The sequence below is a fragment of the Achromobacter sp. 1011811831 genome (assembly GCF_059760905.1).
Genome location: NZ_JCBANG010000029.1, coordinates 31,233 through 47,714, shown reverse-complemented (window position 1 = coordinate 47,714; position 16,482 = coordinate 31,233). Strand labels below are relative to the sequence as shown.

Annotated in this window: 12 protein-coding genes and 2 riboswitches; of the genes, 3 read left to right on the top strand and 9 right to left on the bottom strand. The window is 68.9% G+C overall.

Annotation, left to right across the window (positions count from 1 at the left end; genetic code table 11):
• Positions 1 to 121 precede the first annotated feature (121 nt).
• The 3 genes from AC6LJ9_RS13500 (at position 122) to AC6LJ9_RS13490 (ending at position 5,298) form a co-directional block, all read left to right on the top strand.
• Positions 122 to 1,531, top strand: a complete 1,410-nt coding sequence (locus AC6LJ9_RS13500; protein ID WP_498147946.1) for an amidase — start codon at positions 122 to 124, stop codon at positions 1,529 to 1,531.
• A 100-nt stretch (positions 1,532 to 1,631) separates the two neighbouring features.
• Complete coding sequence (locus AC6LJ9_RS13495) at positions 1,632 to 3,107, top strand: M81 family metallopeptidase (protein WP_498147945.1); 1,476 nt, start codon at positions 1,632 to 1,634, stop codon at positions 3,105 to 3,107.
• Between the two features lie 223 nt (positions 3,108 to 3,330).
• A complete protein-coding gene (locus AC6LJ9_RS13490; RefSeq protein ID WP_498147944.1) occupies positions 3,331 to 5,298 on the top strand; it encodes a DUF945 family protein in 1,968 nt (655 codons plus the stop codon).
• Between the two features lie 129 nt (positions 5,299 to 5,427).
• Here AC6LJ9_RS13490 and AC6LJ9_RS13485 read toward each other — a convergent pair whose 3' ends face one another.
• From AC6LJ9_RS13485 to AC6LJ9_RS13445, 9 genes are all read right to left on the bottom strand, one after another.
• On the bottom strand, positions 5,428 to 6,408 hold the full coding sequence (locus tag AC6LJ9_RS13485; RefSeq protein ID WP_498147943.1) for an Lnb N-terminal periplasmic domain-containing protein: 981 nt from the start codon (positions 6,406 to 6,408) through the stop codon (positions 5,428 to 5,430).
• Positions 6,405 to 7,802, bottom strand: coding sequence for an HdeD family acid-resistance protein (locus AC6LJ9_RS13480; RefSeq protein WP_498147952.1), 1,398 nt, complete (start codon positions 7,800 to 7,802; stop codon positions 6,405 to 6,407). The genes AC6LJ9_RS13485 and AC6LJ9_RS13480 overlap by 4 nt, the downstream gene beginning before the upstream one ends.
• A gap of 17 nt (positions 7,803 to 7,819) precedes the next feature.
• Positions 7,820 to 8,458, bottom strand: a complete 639-nt coding sequence (locus AC6LJ9_RS13475) for a LysE family translocator (RefSeq protein WP_498147942.1) — start codon at positions 8,456 to 8,458, stop codon at positions 7,820 to 7,822.
• A gap of 149 nt (positions 8,459 to 8,607) precedes the next feature.
• On the bottom strand, positions 8,608 to 11,481 hold the full coding sequence (gene gcvP / locus AC6LJ9_RS13470; RefSeq protein WP_498147941.1) for an aminomethyl-transferring glycine dehydrogenase: 2,874 nt from the start codon (positions 11,479 to 11,481) through the stop codon (positions 8,608 to 8,610).
• Positions 11,482 to 11,572: 91 nt separating this feature from the next.
• Positions 11,573 to 11,950 (bottom strand): glycine cleavage system protein GcvH, encoded by a 378-nt coding sequence (gene gcvH, locus AC6LJ9_RS13465; RefSeq protein WP_212316721.1) that lies wholly within the window; start codon positions 11,948 to 11,950, stop codon positions 11,573 to 11,575.
• A gap of 87 nt (positions 11,951 to 12,037) precedes the next feature.
• Positions 12,038 to 13,138 (bottom strand): glycine cleavage system aminomethyltransferase GcvT, encoded by a 1,101-nt coding sequence (gcvT, locus tag AC6LJ9_RS13460; protein WP_498147940.1) that lies wholly within the window; start codon positions 13,136 to 13,138, stop codon positions 12,038 to 12,040.
• A gap of 80 nt (positions 13,139 to 13,218) precedes the next feature.
• Positions 13,219 to 13,353: riboswitch (glycine riboswitch) on the bottom strand.
• Positions 13,354 to 13,382: 29 nt separating this feature from the next.
• A riboswitch (glycine riboswitch) is annotated at positions 13,383 to 13,477 on the bottom strand.
• An 86-nt stretch (positions 13,478 to 13,563) separates the two neighbouring features.
• Positions 13,564 to 14,457: a ZIP family metal transporter gene (locus AC6LJ9_RS13455; protein WP_498147939.1), complete on the bottom strand. Its 894-nt coding sequence runs from the start codon at positions 14,455 to 14,457 to the stop codon at positions 13,564 to 13,566.
• Positions 14,458 to 14,482: 25 nt separating this feature from the next.
• The gene (locus AC6LJ9_RS13450) at positions 14,483 to 15,097 is read right to left on the bottom strand and encodes a superoxide dismutase (RefSeq protein ID WP_498147938.1); all 615 of its coding nucleotides are present in this window, start codon (positions 15,095 to 15,097) and stop codon (positions 14,483 to 14,485) included.
• A 165-nt stretch (positions 15,098 to 15,262) separates the two neighbouring features.
• Positions 15,263 to 16,468 carry a BaiN/RdsA family NAD(P)/FAD-dependent oxidoreductase gene (locus AC6LJ9_RS13445; protein WP_498147937.1) on the bottom strand — a complete coding sequence of 402 codons (1,206 nt, stop codon included), beginning with the start codon at positions 16,466 to 16,468 and terminating at the stop codon, positions 15,263 to 15,265.
• Positions 16,469 to 16,482 lie beyond the last annotated feature (14 nt).

Below are 16,482 nucleotides of genomic sequence, written 5' to 3'. Positions count from 1 at the left end.
GGAGCCGGCCACGGCGCCCGCGCCGCGCCCCATCGCATCCACATCCCGAGCCGGCTCGCAGAGGCCGGCCAGACACAAAGGCTCATCTCCCCCCTTCAGGAACCGACCACCAGGAACCGCCATGCAGCAGCCGCATGAACTCTCCGCCCAGGAACTGCTTGCCGCCTACCGCGCCAAGACCCTGTCCCCCGTCGAAGCCACCCGCGCCGTGCTGGCGCACATCGAGCGCTGGGAACCCAGCCTGAAAGCCACCTACGCGCTGGATCCCGAAGGCGCGCTGGCCGCGGCCCGTGAATCCGAGGCGCGCTGGATGAAGGGCGCACCACTGTCGACCGGCGGCTACACGCTGGACGGCGTGCCCGCCACCATCAAGGAAAACATCGCCACGCGCGGCGTGCCGGTGCCGCTGGGCACCGCGGCCACCGACCTGACGCCCGCCGGCGCGGACGCGCCGCCGGCTGCGCGCATGCGCGAGGCCGGCGCCGTGGTGCTGGGCAAGACCACCATGCCGGACTACGGCATGCTGTCGTCCGGCCTGTCCAGCTTCCACGAGCTGACCCGCAATCCCTGGGACCTGGGCAAGAATCCCGGCGGCTCCAGCGCCGGCGCTGGCGCGGCCGCCGCGGCCGGCTACGGCCCGCTGCACATCGGCACCGACATCGGCGGCTCGGTGCGCCTGCCCGCCGCCTGGTGCGGCATCGCCACGCTCAAGCCCAGCCTGGGCCGCATTCCCATCGACCCACCCTTCATGGGCCGCTGCGCCGGTCCCATGACGCGCACCGTGACCGATACCGCGCTGATGATGGGCGTGCTGTCGCAGCCCGACGCACGCGACCACATGAGCCTGCCCTACCAGGACATCGCCTGGCTCGACCTGGACATGGACCTGCGTGGTGTGCGTATCGGACTGCTGCTGGACGCCGGCTGCGGCCTGCCCGTGGATCCCGAGATCCTGGACGCCGTGCAGGCCGCCGCGCGCCTGTTCGAGGCGGCCGGCGCCATCGTGGAACCCATGACGCCCTGGATGACGCCCGCCATGCTGGACGGCGTGGACCGCTTCTGGCGCACCCGCTCGGCCATCGACCTGGCGGCGCTGTCCGAGGAGCGTCGCGGCAAGATCCTGCCCTTCATCCGCGCCTGGGCGGAAAGCGGCGGCGGCCAGAGCGGCGAAGCCGTGTTCCGCAGCTACTACGAAACCATCAACGTGCGCGCGCGCACCGTCGCCGCCTGCGCGCCGTACGACTACGTGCTGTCGCCGGTGGCTCCCGTGGTGGCCTACAACGCCGAATGGCCCTCGCCCACCAACGAAGTCGCCACCACCATGCATCACATCGGCTTCACGCTGCCCTACAACATGAGCGAGCAGCCGGCGGCCTCGGTGAACTGCGGCTATACCAAGGCCGGCCTGCCCATCGGCCTGCAGATCGCCGGCGCGCGCTTCGACGACCTTGGCGTGCTGCGCGTGTCGCGGGCCTGGGAACGCATGCGCCCCGCGCAGCGCGCCTGGCCGCAGCCGCCCACGAGCGCCTGACGACGGGCGCTCCGCCTTGACTCCCGGACGCCCGCGCGGCGTCCGGGCGCTTTCCCCGCAGACTTCGGGCAACGAGCCCGGGCAACCCACAGGACGACCCATGCGCTGGCTATTGGCAATGATCAAGCACGAGACGAACACGTACTCGCCCGTGCCCACGCCGCTGGAACGCTTCTTCCGCGGCAATCCCGAAATCCTGGCGGGCGAACGCGCCATCCGGGCCTATGAGAACACCGACAGCGGCCTGGGCGGCTACATCGAGGTGGCGCGCCGCGAGGGCGCCGAGATCGTGCTGCCGGTCGCCGCCGAATCCTGGCCCAGCGGGCCGGCCAGTGCCGAGACGCACGAACGCCTGTGCCGGCTGGTGCTGGACGAGGTCGAGCGCGGCGGCTTCGACGCCATCCTGCTGGACCTGCACGGCGCCATGGTGGCCGAGGGCGTGGAAGACGCCGAAGGCGACCTGCTGCGCCGCCTGCGCGAGATCGACCCGACGACGCCGGTGGCGGTGACGCTGGACATGCACGCCAACATCTACGACGACATCGTCAAGCACGCCACTGTCATCAGCGGCTTCCATACCTATCCGCACGTGGACATCCACGCCGCCGGGCTGCGCGCGGCCAATGTCATCGTGCGCACGCTCAAGGGCGAGATCAAGCCCGTCATGCGCTGGGGCAACAAGCCCATGCTGCCGCACGTGATGCGCCAGGGCACGCACGCCGAGCCCAACAAATCGCTGCAGGAACGCTGCATCGCGCTGGAAGCGCAAGGCGTGCTGGCGGCGTCGGTGTTCGTCGGTTTCCCGCATGCCGACATCCGCGAAGCGGGCCTGAGCGCCGTGGTCTGTACCGACGGCAAGGCGGACGAGGCCGAACAATGGCGCGATGAACTGCTGGAGCGCGCCTGGAACGCCCGCGCCGACTGGGTGTTCCATCCTGAACCGCTGGAAGCCGCCATTACCCGCGCCAAGGCGGTGACACAGGGTCCGGTGGTCCTGCTGGACCATTACGACAACACCGGCTCGGGCGGCACCATGGACACCACGGCGGTGCTGGCCGAGATGCTGCGCCAGGGCCTGGACAACGCCGTGTTCTACGCCATCTGCGATCCGCAGGCCGCGCGCGAGGCAGCGGCGGCCGGCGTCGGCGGCCAGATCCGCATCAAGCTGGGCGGCAAGGTCGCCATGCCCGCCATCCGCCAGGCCAGCGCACCGCTGGAGATCTCCGGCCGCGTGAAGCTGGTCTTTGACGGCGTCTATCTGAACCGCGGCCCCATGTACCGCGGCGTGCGCAACGATACCGGCCTGACCGTGGTCATCGACACCGGCAGCGTGGAGATCGTGGTGGTATCGCGCCACCAGGAGCCCTTCGACGTCAATTGCCTGCTGTCGGCCGGCATCGACCCGCAGCAGAAACGCTACGTGGCGCTCAAGAGCCGGATCCACTGGCGCGCGGGCTTCTCCGACATGGCCACCGACATCATCGAATGCACCGGCGTCGGCGTGACCACCTCGGACTACGGGCAACTGGAATTCAAGCGGGTGCGACGCCCGATCTACCCGCTGGACCCGCTATAAGTCGTTATTTTGTCGACAATATCGCCGGCGCACCCGCGCCGGCTTTCATTTTGAAATCTTCGGTAACGGCGCGCGCTCTCGCCGGACAGGCAGCCTCGGTATACTCGCCGCGGGTCCTTGCGCCCTCATGAATCAATGACTTCGCGGAGTCCTCGCCTCGTGGCGGTTCATCGGTGGCAGCGCAAGGGCATGACTCGACAATCAACGACATAAAAGCAGAACGATGAAAAAGAGCGTAGCGATCACCCTGGGCGTGGTCATAGTGGGAGCGGGAAGCTGGGTCGGCGCGACCTGGTACACGGGCAAGCGCATCGAGGAAAGCTCGCAGCGCCGCCTGGCCGAGGTCAACGAGAAGCTGGCAAAGGTCACGCCGCTGTTCGGCCTGCGCATCGACCAGATCAAGTACGAACGCGGCCTGTTCTCGACGCAGGCGCGTTATGGCCTGTCGCTTCTGAAGAACGACAAGAGCCTGGACGTTCTGCCCGATGGCATGATCGAATTCGACGCCACCATCGAGCACGGCCCCTTCCCCAAGGGCGCTCTGGCGCGCGGCGCCTTCGCGCCCAAGCTGGCCTACGTCCAGGCGGCGATGGCCAAAACGGACCTGGTCAAGCCGGTGTTCGAGCTGACCAAGGACGCGGCCCCGCTGACGGCCGACGCCATCGTCGCCTACGGCGGCCACGGCGCCAGCACGGCGCAGATCGCACCGGTCAAGTTCAGCCGCGACGGCATCGACCTCGACTTCAGCGGCATGAAGATCGACGGCACCTACGACCATGCCAAGCAGGCGGTGGTCGCGCGCGGCGTGATCGACGCCATCGGCGTGGACGGCCTGAAGGCCGAGCGCGAGCGCGACAAGTTCAAGATGGCCCTGTCCGGCCTGTCCATCGACGTGAACACCCTGATGGGCAAGTTCGGCCTGTCGATGGGCGACTCGGGCGTGCAGATCAAGCACATCGAGATGGTCAAGCCCCGCGACGAGCTGAAGGTCGCGCTCGACGACTTCGGCTACACCGTCAAGCTGACCGAGGACGACAAGAACATCGCCATGCAGGCCGCCTACAAGCTCGGCGGCCTGACGGTCGACGGCGTGGCCCTGGGCAGCGGCCAGGCCGTGATCAAGCTGGGCAACCTGGACGGCGTCGCGGTCAAGCAACTGGCCGACACCTACAACCAGATGATGCGCCAGGCCGTGGCCGGCGCCAGCGACGAAGGCTTGAAGGACGAACAGGTGCAGACCCTGCTCGACACCGCCACCAAGCTGCTGGCCGCCAAGCCCACGTTCAGCATGGACCCGATCAGCTGGAAGACCGCCAAGGGCGAAAGCAAGCTGACCTTCGCGCTGGACCTGGCGAGCCCCGCCAACCTCAAGGACCTGACGCCGCAGGAAATCCTGGTCCAGGCCATCAAGCGCATCGATGCCAACCTGGTCGTGTCCAAGCCCATGGTGCAGGACCTGGTCGCTCAGTACATGGTCAAGACCGAAGGCAAGGCCGCCGACAAGGCCGCCACCGAAGCCGAGGAACAGGTCCGCAGCATGGCGGGCATGGCCGAGATGTTCAACGTCGGCAAGAACGACGGCGACAACATCGTCGGCAAGTTCCACTTCTCCGACGGCATGGGCGATCTGAACGGCAAGAAGATCCCGGCGGACGAGCTGTTCAGCGGCCTGCTGGATGCGGCCGGCTCGCACGACAGCATGGACGATGACTACAGTGAAGAGCCCGCCGTCGGCGCCACCAGCTCGGACGGCGACACCGCCTCCTCCGGCGAGCAGATGCAGGACTTCAACGTCGACGTGGTCACCTCCATGCTGGACGACATGGGCTACTCGCCGCGCCGCTCGGAAGGCGACGAAGGCCCGGTGCTGGTGCTGGATCCCAGCGGCACCGGCGCAGCCGACCTGCGCGTGGAACTGCTGTGCAACGACTTCACCGAGAAGTGCTACGACCTGGTCATCACCGCCACGTACAGCGCCAAGAAGCCGGTTTCCCTCAAGGCCATCAACGCCTGGAACAAGGAATACCGCTGGAGCCGCGCCTACCTGGACGAGAAGAACCAGGCCGTGCTGCAGATGGACGTGAACGCGGAAGGCGCGATCGGCAAGGAAAACCTGCAGATCCTGCTGAACACCTTCATCAGCATCGCCGAAGACTTCTCGGCCATGGTGAGCAAGGGCGCGGGCAAGTAAGCGTCCGAGCCACGCGCATCGAAAGCCCCCGCCAGGAAACTGGCGGGGGCTTTTTTTCATCCCCAGGCCGTCCCAAGATGAAAAATGCCCCACTCGGAGGCAATCAGTGCATTCGGCAGCGGGCCATTCTCATTCGCCCGGCACGCCCTCGCGGATATTGCGCGAGAACTGCGCCGCGTCCGCCGTGGCGCGCGCGCGGTCGGTATAGCGGCCGGCCTCGCGGTAGGCCCGCGCGCTGTCCGCCCCGCGCAGCGCGCCGATGCGGTACAGGTATTCGGGCAGGTAGCCGGACAGCAGCAACCGGTAGTCCATCGGCAGCCCCGGCACGATGCGCCGGGCCAGCTGGTACACGATGGTGATGCAGTTGGCGGTCAGCGTGTTGTAGAAGCGCGGCCGGCGCGCCAGCCCGTTGGCCGTCTCGACATAGGCCAGGAACAGCGCGCGCGGCCCGCCCTCGGGCATGTGCACGCGGTACAGGTAGCCGTCCTCGCCGCGCACATTGGTGCGCACGCGCAGGCTGTCCGCTTCGGTGGACGCCAGCACCGACAGCTCGTACTGACGGAAGAAACCGCCGATCTCGGAGAACGTATCGCCCAGCTTGCGGCGTACCTCGACCGAGAACACCACATGCCCGCCGTCGTTGAAACCGAAGGACACCAGGGCATGGGCGATCGCCGGCTTGCCCCAATAGGACAGCGCGACGTCCACCGATTCCAGGCGCGACAGATCGTAGGTCTCGGTGCGCCAGCGCACGTCGTAGTCGCTGCGCGTGCGCCAGTCGAAGTCGCGCACATCGTGCAGCGTGACCCTGTCGCCGTCGATGTCGCCGCGCGTCGTCCGCGCCACCTCCGGCATCCAGCTGCGCGCATTGGACGGCCGCACGCCCAAGCTCCACCAGGCCAGCAGGCCGAGCAGCGCGGCGCCGAACAGCCAGAGCGGCGCGGCATGTTCCAGCGCCAGGCCCAGCAGCGCCGCGCCGGCCAGCGCCAGCCAGCACGCCACGGACAGCGCGCGCCACGCGCCGCCGCGAGGCGACTGGAACCACAGCGCGCCCGCGCCCCACCCCGCCGCCGCCACGATCGCCGCACCGGCCAGGATGGCGAGGATCATTGCGCGCCTTGCGACGAGGGCGCCTCTTGCGCGTTGCGCGCCTGGGCTTCCCGGTCCTGGCTGCGCCAGGCCGCGCGCCGCTGCCTGATCAAGCGCAGCGCGGCCTGCGACATCTGCCACCAGCCGAACGGCCGGGGGTCGGCCAGCATGCTGAGCGCGCGCGCGTAGTCCAGCGTCAGGCCCGGCGTCCAGGCCATGGTGAGCGCGCGCTTGCGGATCTGCGAGGCCACCCACAATTCCGGCGTCAGCAGCAACCGCAGCAGCACGCGCCAGCCGGCCTGCGGACCATGCAGCCGGCCGACCACGCCGTCCAGCGCCGCCTCCAGCGCGCGCGATACCGAGCTGGAACAGTTGCGGTGCGTCAGGTTGTAGGTGGCATCCTGCCGGTAGGCGTCCCAGAACGCCTGCAGCCTGGCCGCGTCGTAGTTGCGGATGCGCACCTGCGTGGTGGACGGACACCAGGCTTTCGATTCCGTGGCGTAGTCGGGCTGGAACACGCCCGGCACGTCGTTCTCGGCCGTGGCGCGCAGCAGGGCGCCAAACTGTTCGGGGGACCGGTCGATCTCCTGCGCCGGGTACAGGCTCACATACACGCCTTCAGGCGATTCCAGCGCCGCGTGCCCCGTGGAGATGACGCCGTTGACGTCCACGGCCGCGATGTAGCGGTTCAGCATCAGGTAGTTGCGCGTCTGCGCCTTGGCCGAGCCGGACGGGGTCCAGACGTGCACGGTCAGGGCGCGCTCCGATTCCAGCGGCGGGCCGTCGAACACGGTCTGCGCCGGGCCGGCGGACGCGGTCGGCATGAAGTCCGGCCGCGCGTTGACGACCAGCCCGGGATTGGCTCCCAGCGTGCGGACGCGGCGCGCCAGCACCAGCAGCTTGAAGCCGGAGAAGGCCAGGAACAGCCCCACGCAATACGGCACGGTGCCCACGTAGTGCGTGGGATAGGGCTGGAAGAAGAAGATCGCCAGCAGGATCTCGGCCACGCCCGAGGCGAACACATAGCGCCAGCGCGCGTAGCGCACCACGTAGGCGGCGATGCACTGCATCAGGCCATCGACCAGGAACAGCAGGCCGAAGATCATCGACAGCACGAAATGCCCGTGTTGATCGCCCGCCAGGACCAGCACGCCAGCCGTCAGCACGAACAGGCCCTTCACATAGCGCAGCACGCGCTGGCCGCCGACGCCGGACTTTGCGATGGCCAGCGTCGCCAGCCCCTCGATCACGATCAGCGCGGCAAAGCCGTCCAGGGGAAAATACAGCACCCCGTCCAGCGCGTCGATGAACACCACCGCGCCGGCAACCAGGAACAGCCAGCCAGCGACGGCCAGCCCGAGCGCGCGCTTGCGCAGGTAATCGACGCCCAGCAGCAATAGCACCAGATTTCCCATGCCCATGGCGCGCCGCGTCAGAGGCCGCTCTTGCGAGCGGTCAGGATCAGGCGCAGGCCCAGCGCGGCCATGGCGCAGGCGGCGAGCCGGTCCACCCATTTCTTCGCGCGCAGGTAGACGGCCCTCGGCCCCTGGGCCGAGAAGCACAGCGCGACGATGGCATACCAGCCGAACTCGACCAGGAACACCAGCGGCGGCAAGGCGAAATACACCCAGGCCGGCGGCTGCTGCGGCAACAGGGCCGCGAAAATGCTGCCGTACCAGATGGCGGTCTTGGGATTGCTCATCTGGGTGGCCAGTCCCGTCCAGAACGACTTGCGCGCGCTGCCGGGCCGCGCCGCCACCGCGCCGGGCAGCGCGAAGGGCTGGCTCGCGCCGCGCCAGATCCTGTACGACACATGGAGCAGGTACGCGCCGCCGGCGAGCTTCAGGCCCAGGTACAGCCATTCGACGGTTTGCAGTACGGAATAGAGTCCGGCCAGCGCCAGGCTGGCGAACAGGATGCCGCCGATGCCCATGCCCAGCGCCGAGGCCAGGCCGTCCAGGCGCGACTGGCCGATGGCGCTGCGCGCGACGATGACGAAACTCGGGCCGGGCAGCATCGCGCCCAGCCACAGCGCGCCCAGGATGGCCAGAATGAAAGCAGGCGTATTCATCAGGATCTCCCCCCGCGCGGCCGCGCCGCGCGCACGCCTGATTCTTGCACATCCCCGCGGGCGCGATAAAAAAAACCCTGGTTCCAGGAACCAGGGTTTTCCTCCCGCCGGCACAACGGCCCCGCCTTCCGGCGCGGCCGTCATGCGCCTCAGGCGTAGGCTTCGACCGGCAGGCAGGCGCAGACCAGGTTGCGGTCGCCGTAGGCGTTGTCGACACGGGCCACGGGCGGCCAGTACTTGCCGTCGCGCAGCGAGGCCACCGGGTAGGCGGCCTGCTGGCGCGGGTAGTCGTGCAGCCACTCTTCGGCCAGCAGCATCTGCGCGGTGTGCGGCGCGTTCTTCAGGACGTTGTCCTCGCGGTCGCGTTCGCCGCGCTCGACCTGGGCGATTTCCTCGCGGATCGAGATCATGGCGTCGACGAAGCGGTCCAGCTCGGCCTGGCCTTCCGATTCGGTCGGCTCGACCATCAGCGTGCCGGCCACCGGGAAGCTCATGGTGGGCGCGTGGAAGCCGTAGTCCATCAGGCGCTTGGCGATGTCCTCGGCGCTGATGCCGCTGGTTTCCTTGAGCGGACGCACGTCCAGGATGCACTCGTGCGCCACGCGGCCGTTGCGGCCCGCGTACAGCACCGGATAATGGTCGCGCAGGCGGGTGGCGACGTAGTTCGCGTTCAGGATCGCGACTTCGGTGGCGCGGCGCAGGCCGTCGGCGCCCATCAGCGAGATGTACACGAACGGGATCGGCAGGATGCCGGCCGATCCGAAGGGCGCGGCCGAGACCGGGCCGACCTTGGCTTCGCCGGGCAGCTTGCCCTGCTCATTGACCACGCCCGGCAGGTACGGGGCCAGGTGCGCGCGCACCGCCACCGGGCCCACGCCCGGGCCACCGCCGCCGTGCGGGATGCAGAAGGTCTTGTGCAGGTTCAGGTGCGAGACGTCGGAACCGAACTTGCCAGGCTGAGCCACGCCCACCATGGCGTTCATATTGGCGCCGTCCAGGTAGACCTGGCCGCCGGCCTGGTGCACCAGTTCGCAGATCTCGGTCACGGCTTCCTCGAACACGCCGTGCGTGGACGGGTAGGTGATCATCAGCGCGGCCAGCTTGTCGCCGACCTGTTCGATCTTGGCGCGCAGGTCGGGCAGGTCGACGTTGCCGTTGGCGTCGGAGGCCACCACCACCACGTCCATGCCGGCCAGCTGGGCCGACGCGGGGTTGGTGCCGTGCGCCGACGAGGGGATCAGGCAGACGTTGCGCTGATGCTGGCCGTTGGCCTGGTGGTAGCCGCGGATCGCCAGCAGGCCGGCGTACTCGCCCTGCGCGCCGGAGTTCGGCTGCAGGCTGATGTTGTCGTAGCCGGTGATCTCGCACAGCGCGGCCGACAGGCGGTCGATCAGTTCCTTGTAGCCCTGGCTCTGCGAGGCGGGCGCGAAGGGGTGGATCAGCGCGAACTCGGGCCAGGTGATGGGGATCATCTCGGCCGTGGCGTTCAGCTTCATGGTGCACGAGCCCAGCGGGATCATGGTGCGGTCCAGCGCCAGGTCCTTGTCGGCCAGCTTGCGCAGGTAGCGCAGCATGTCGGTTTCCGACTGCACGCTGGAGAACACCGGGTGCACCAGGATGGCGCTTTCGCGGGCCACGGCGGCGGGGATGCCGCTGGCGGCCGCGGCGTCGAGGGCGTCGACGTCCAGCTCGAGGTCATCGCGTTCCAGGCCGGAGGCGAACACGTTGACCAGGGCCTGCAGGTCGGCGGCGGTGACGGTCTCGTCCAGCGAGACGGCCAGACGCGCGCCGTCGACGCGGCGCAGGTTGACCTGGGCGCAGTCGGCCGCGGTCAGGATGGCGGGCGTGGCCGCGCCGGTTTCCAGCAGCAGCGTGTCGAAGAAGCTGTCGTTGGCGACCTTCACGCCCAGCTTGACCAGCTCGGCGCGCAGGATTGCGGTGTAGCGGTTGACGCGGTTGGCGATGCGGCGGATGCCGGCCGGGCCGTGCCACACGGCGTACATGCCGGCCATCACGGCCAGCAGCACCTGCGCGGTGCAGATGTTGGAAGTGGCCTTTTCGCGGCGGATGTGCTGCTCGCGCGTTTGCAGCGCCAGGCGCATGGCCGGGTTGCCCTGCGCGTCCTTGGACACGCCGACCAGGCGGCCGGCCATGTTGCGCTTGTAGGCGTCCTTGCAGGCCATGAAGCCGGCATGCGGGCCGCCGAAACCGAACGGCACGCCGAAACGCTGGGCCGAGCCCACGGCGATGTCGGCACCCCACTCGCCCGGCGCAGCCAGCACGGCCAGCGCCAGCAGGTCCGTGGCCACGGCCACCACCGCGCCCTGCGCGTGAGCGGCGTCGGCCAGCTTGCGGTAGTCGGCCACCGAGCCGGTGCTGTGCGGGTATTGCAGCAGCACGCCGAAGCATTCCGGCAGGCCTTCGGCCTCGTCGCCCACGGCGATCTCGATGTCCAGGCCCTCGGCGCGGGTGCGCACGACCTCGATGGTCTGCGGGTGCACGTGGCGCGAGATGAAAAACACCGGGCTCTTGGACTTGGCGCTGCGGCGGGCCAGCGTCATGGCTTCGGCGGCGGCCGTGCTCTCGTCCAGCAGCGAGGCGTTGGAGATGTCCAGCCCGGTCAGGTCGGCGACCATGGTCTGGTAGTTCAGCAGGGCCTCCAGGCGGCCCTGCGAGATCTCGGGCTGGTAAGGCGTGTAGGCCGTGTACCAGGCGGGATTCTCAAGAATGTTGCGCAACACCACGTTGGGCGTCTGCGTGCCGTAGTAACCCTGGCCGATGTAGCTGCGGTAGACCTTGTTGCGCCCGGCGACCTGCTTGAGCTCGGCCAGCACGTCGGTTTCGCTGCGCGAGGGCGGCAGCGCCAGCGGGGCCTGGCTGCGGATCTTGGGCGGCACGACTTCTTCGATCAGCGCGTCCAGGCTGGGGCTGCCGATCACGGCGAGCATGGCGGCCTGGTCGGCGTCGGAGGGGCCGATGTGGCGGGGAATGAAGTCGGTGTGGGTGTCTAGGGCGCGCGACATGGGGAGGATCTCGGGTGCGTGAGCGTCGGGGACGATCGGTATGGCAGCGCGCGGGCAGGCGGCGGCAGCGGCCAGCCCGCGCGGGACGGGCTTAGCCGTTGGCGACGGCTTCGTAGCCGGCGGCGTCCAGCAGCTTGTCCGCGTCGGCGGCGTTGTCCGGCTTGATCTTGAAGATCCAGGCGGTGAAGGCCGACTCGTTGATCAGGTTGGGATTGCTTTCCAGCTCTTCGTTGAAGGCGACGATCTCGCCGGCCACGGGCGCGTAGATGTCGGAGGCGGCCTTGACCGACTCGACCACGCCGGCGGTTTCGCCAGCGGCCAGCTTGGCGCCGACCTTGACGTCGCCGACGAAGACCAGGTCGCCCAGCTGGTCCTGGGCGGTGTCGGTGATGCCGACGACGAACACGTCGCCTTCGGCTTTGACCCATTCATGGGACTCGGTGTACTTGCGATCGGTGGGCAGGCTCATGGGAACTCCTGGGGCTATTCGGATGGGGAAAAAGGATTGCGCGCCTCGCGCGCGGGCCTGCCGGCCGGCGCGCGCGAAGCTTCGAGTTTACGAGTGTTCGACGGCTTTGCCGTTACGGACAAACGGCAGCTTGCAGACCAGGGCGGGCACCCATTTGCCGCGGATGTCCACCTCGACCGTGTCGCCGGGAACCACGCCCACGGGCAGGCGGGCGAAGCCGATGGACACGCCCAGGGTGGGCGACATGGTGCCGCTGGTCAGCTCGCCCGCGCCCTGCTTGGCGCGCACGGCCATGTGGGCACGCATCACGCCGCGTTCCTGCAGCTTCAGGCCGAGGAAGGCGGCCGGGGTGGCGAATTGTTCCAGCGCGTCGCGGCCGATGAAGCGGCGCTCGGCGTTCTTCAGCGATACCGTCCAGGTCAGGCCGGCCTGGTCGGGCTGGATCAGCTCGTCCATGTCCTGGCCGTAGAGGTTCATGCCGGCTTCCAGGCGCAGCGTGTCGCGCGCGCCCAGGCCGCAGGGACGCACGCCCTGCGCAGCCAGGTCGCGCCACAGCGCGACGGCCTGCGTGGCGGGCAGCACGATCTCGAAGCCGTCCTCGCCGGTGTAGCCGGTGCGGGCCACCAGCGTATCGTCGCCCACCTGGGCGGCCACGAACGGGGTCAGCGGTTCGCTGGCGGCCTGCCAGGCCGGACGCGCGGCCCAGACCTTGGCGCGGGCGTTGGGGCCCTGCACGGCGATCATGGCCAGGTCGCGGCGCGGTGCGATGGCCACGTCGAATTTGCCGGACTGCCGGACGCGCTGCATCCAGGCGATGTCCTTGTCGGCGGTGCCGGCATTGACCACGACGCGCCACTGGTCGGCGGCGAAGAAATAGATGATCAGGTCGTCGATCACGCCGCCCTGCGGATTGAGCATGCAGCTGTACAGCGCCTTGCCCGGCACGGTCAGCTTGGCCACGTCATTGGCGACCAGGCGCTGCAGGAAGGCGAAGGCGTCCGGGCCCGTCACATCGACGTTGAGCATGTGCGAGACGTCGAACATGCCGGCGTCCTGGCGCACGGCGTGGTGCTCTTCCAGCTGCGAGCCGTAGGCCAGCGGCATGTCCCAGCCGCCGAAGTCGACCATTCGGGCGCCGGAGGCGATGTGTTCGTCGGCCAGCGGGGTGCGTTTGAGGGTTGCGGACATGCGCGGGAACTCCGGAGCGGCAGCGTTGCCAGGGTTGCGGAAAGCCGCCAGCGGACACGCGTCCACGGCACGGCTGAATCTTCCGCCCCTCTGTCCTTTTGCCTGAGAGTTGCCCCGCGTGGCGGGTGTGCACCTTCGGCGCCTGGGCTGCCCGCTACGTCCCCATTCGGGACGGCCTGAAAGGCGCGGCGCCAGGTCTCTCCAGAGTGCTGTTTTGCCACATCGACCGAAAACCGGGACAGGGCAAGCATGGACGGTATGGGTTACCTGAGCGATTCCGGGCGAATTGCGCCTTCGGCGGCGGCCAGCTTGATGGCCGCTCTCTCCCGCAACATGCATGACAGCGGCGCAAGCATACATCGAAACCTCGGGCGCCGGAAAGCGAGGAAACCCGGCTGTCCGCGCGCCGTTCGGGGCCGCGGCCGCTAGCCCAGCGCGGTATCCAGCAACATCATCAGCACGAAGCCCAGCATCAGCCCGCAAGTGGCGTAGACCTCGTGTCCCTTGCGGTGCGATTCGGGAATGATTTCATGGCTGATGACGAACAGCATGGCCCCGGCGGCAAAGCCCAGTCCCCACGGCAGCAAGGCCGCCGACCAGCCCACCACGGCCGCGCCCAGCACCGCGCCCAGCGGCTCCACCAGACCCGACAGCATGCCCAGCGCCACCGCGAAGGCGCGCTTGTAACCGGCGGCCATCAGCGCCACCGCCACCACCAGCCCTTCGGGGATGTCCTGGATGGCGATGCCGGTGGCCAGCGCCGTGCCGCGCAGCGGGTCGTTGCCGGCATAGCCCACGCCGATGGCCAGCCCTTCGGGCAGGTTGTGCAGCGTGATGGCGAACACGAACAGCCAGGTGCGGCGCAGGCGATGCGCCTCGATGCCTTCCCTGCCCTTGATGAAATGCTCGTGCGGCAGGCAGCGGTCCATCAGCAGCAGCACCGCCGCGCCCAGCAGGATGGCGGCGCCGACCAGGATGCCGGCGCCCCAGGGGCCATGCCCCAGCTCGCCGGCCGCGGCGATGCCGGGCGCCACCAGCGAGAAGGCGCTGGCGGCCAGCATGACGCCGGCGCCGAAACCGTACAGGCTGTCCTGCACCTTCTGCGGCAGGGTCTGGGCGAACAGCACGGGCAGCGTGCCCAGCGCGGTCGCGGCGGCGGCCATCATGCCGCCCAGCAGCGCGTCGGCCACGTGCGGCGCGCGCACGTCCAGGTAGACCCAGAGCTGGTACAGGGCCAGGCAGGACACCAGCACGGCCAGCGTCCAGATGCTGACGCTGGTGGCGGCGGGTCGGATCCGGTGTCGGCTGAATGTGTTCATGGGCGCCTCGCTGGCGTAACCGCGATCAGCCCACGGCGGCCGCGTAGCGGCGCGCCACCTCGGGCCAATCGATCACGTTGTAGAACGCGCCGATGTACTCGGGGCGGCGGTTCTGGTATTTCAGGTAGTAGGCGTGCTCCCATACGTCCAGGCCGAGGATCGGGGTATTGCCGTGCATCAGCGGACTGTCCTGGTTGGCGCTGCTCTCGACCACGAGCTTGCCGGCCGGCGTCACCGACAGCCAGGCCCAACCGCTGCCGAAGCGGGTCAACGCGGCCTTGGTGAAGGCTTCGCGGAAGGCATCCAGCCCGCCAAGGTCGGACGCGATGGCATGCGCCAGCGCGCCGTCGGGCGCGCCGCCGCCGCGCGGCGACATCACGCTCCAGAACAGGCTGTGGTTGGCGTGACCGCCGCCGTTGTTGCGCACCGCCGCGTTGATGGCAGCGGGCAGCTGGTCCAGCCGCGCCACCAGCGCCTCCACCGGTTCGTCGGTCGACAGGCCGGCGCCTTCCAGGGCGGCGTTCAGGTTGTTGACGTAGGTCTGGTGATGCTTGCTGTGATGGATCTCCATCGTCAGCGCGTCGATGTGCGGCTCCAGCGCGTCATAGGCGTAGGGTAGCGGGGGCAAGGTATAGGCCATCTGGTGTCTCCGTCAGATCGTCCGTTGGTGATGGGAACGAATCACTATCGAAAACACAAATGATATTTATTTTTATTTAATACCACAACGAGATTGTCACAATCCGCGCGATAAGGCCGGCCTATCGCCGCCGGACGCGTACCCGGCGGCGGCCCGATCCCGTCGCTACAGCGCCTTGCCGCAAGCCACGCCCGAGGCCCAGGCCCACTGGAAGTTGTAGCCGCCCAGCCAGCCGGTCACGTCCACGGCCTCGCCGATGAAGTACAGGCCGGGCACGGTGCGCGCCTGCATGGACTTCTGGTCCAGCCCGCGCGTGTCCACCCCGCCGCGCATGACCTCGGCCTTCTTGTAGCCGGCCGTGCCGCTGGGCACCAGCGTCCATTGATGGATGTCCTGGGCCAGCCCGCGCAGCGTCTTGTCCGGCGCGTCGGCCAGCCGCAAGGCGGCCAGTCCCGGCTTGCCGCCCTGCTCGGCCAGCGCCAGCCAGGCGTCGGCCAGCCGCTTGGGCCACAGCCCGGCCAGCACCGTGTGCAGTTGCTGGCGGTTGCCGGACTTGGCGTCCAGCAGCTCGGCGGCCAGGTCACGGCCCGGCGCCAGGTCCACCACGATGGGCTCGCCCGGCTTCCAGTAGCTGGAAATCTGCAGGATCGCCGGCCCCGACAGCCCGCGATGCGTGAACAGCAGGTCTTCGAGGAACTCGCCACGCGCCTTGCCCTGCCCCGTGGACAGGCTCACTTCCAGCGCCACGCCGGACAGCGCCGACAAAGGCTGCCACTGCGCCGCGTCGAAGGTCAGCGGCACCAGCGCGGGCCGTGGCTCGACGATCTTCAGGCCGAACTGGCGCGCGATCTTCAGGCCGAAATCGGTGGCGCCCAGCTGCGGGATCGCCATGCCGCCGGTGGCCACGACCAGCTTGGCCGCGCGGATGAGGCCCTGGCTGGTGCGCAGCTCGAAACCCTGCTCGCCATGGACGATCTCGGCCACCGAACAGCCCATGCGCCAGGCCACCCCGCCCTCGTCGCACTCGGCGCGCAGCAGCCCGATGATGGATTCGCTGGAATCGTCGCAGAACAGCTGGCCGCGATGCTTCTCGTGCCAGGACACGCGATGGCGCTTGAGCAGCGCCAGGAAATCCTGCGGCGTGTAGCCCGCCAGCGCCGAACGGCAGAAGTGCGGGTTCTCGGACAGGAAGTTGGCGGGGCCGGCGCCGAGATTGGTGAAATTGCAGCGGCCCCCGCCGGAAATGCGGATTTTCTCGGCCAGGCGCTCGGCGTGGTCCACCAGGACCACGCGCAAGCCCCGCTGGCCGGCCACCGCGGCGCACATCATGCCCGCGGCGCCGGCGCCCAGCACGGCAACGTCAAACAACATCGGCGCTCCGGATC

What these genes read in the sequence shown, in the direction of transcription:
- AC6LJ9_RS13495 (WP_498147945.1), top strand. Translation starts at nt 1,632, where the DNA reads ATGCGCTGGCTATTGGCAATGATCAAGCACGAGACGAACACGTACTCG.
- AC6LJ9_RS13475 (WP_498147942.1), bottom strand. Translation starts at nt 8,458, where the DNA reads ATGAATACGCCTGCTTTCATTCTGGCCATCCTGGGCGCGCTGTGGCTG.
- AC6LJ9_RS13445 (WP_498147937.1), bottom strand. Translation starts at nt 16,468, where the DNA reads ATGTTGTTTGACGTTGCCGTGCTGGGCGCCGGCGCCGCGGGCATGATG.
- AC6LJ9_RS13480 (WP_498147952.1), bottom strand. Translation starts at nt 7,802, where the DNA reads ATGGGAAATCTGGTGCTATTGCTGCTGGGCGTCGATTACCTGCGCAAG.
- gcvT (WP_498147940.1), bottom strand. Translation starts at nt 13,138, where the DNA reads ATGTCCGCAACCCTCAAACGCACCCCGCTGGCCGACGAACACATCGCC.
- gcvH (WP_212316721.1), bottom strand. Translation starts at nt 11,950, where the DNA reads ATGAGCCTGCCCACCGATCGCAAGTACACCGAGTCCCATGAATGGGTC.
- AC6LJ9_RS13450 (WP_498147938.1), bottom strand. Translation starts at nt 15,097, where the DNA reads ATGGCCTATACCTTGCCCCCGCTACCCTACGCCTATGACGCGCTGGAG.
- AC6LJ9_RS13500 (WP_498147946.1), top strand. Translation starts at nt 122, where the DNA reads ATGCAGCAGCCGCATGAACTCTCCGCCCAGGAACTGCTTGCCGCCTAC.
- gcvP (WP_498147941.1), bottom strand. Translation starts at nt 11,481, where the DNA reads ATGTCGCGCGCCCTAGACACCCACACCGACTTCATTCCCCGCCACATC.
- AC6LJ9_RS13455 (WP_498147939.1), bottom strand. Translation starts at nt 14,457, where the DNA reads ATGAACACATTCAGCCGACACCGGATCCGACCCGCCGCCACCAGCGTC.
- AC6LJ9_RS13490 (WP_498147944.1), top strand. Translation starts at nt 3,331, where the DNA reads ATGAAAAAGAGCGTAGCGATCACCCTGGGCGTGGTCATAGTGGGAGCG.
- AC6LJ9_RS13485 (WP_498147943.1), bottom strand. Translation starts at nt 6,408, where the DNA reads ATGATCCTCGCCATCCTGGCCGGTGCGGCGATCGTGGCGGCGGCGGGG.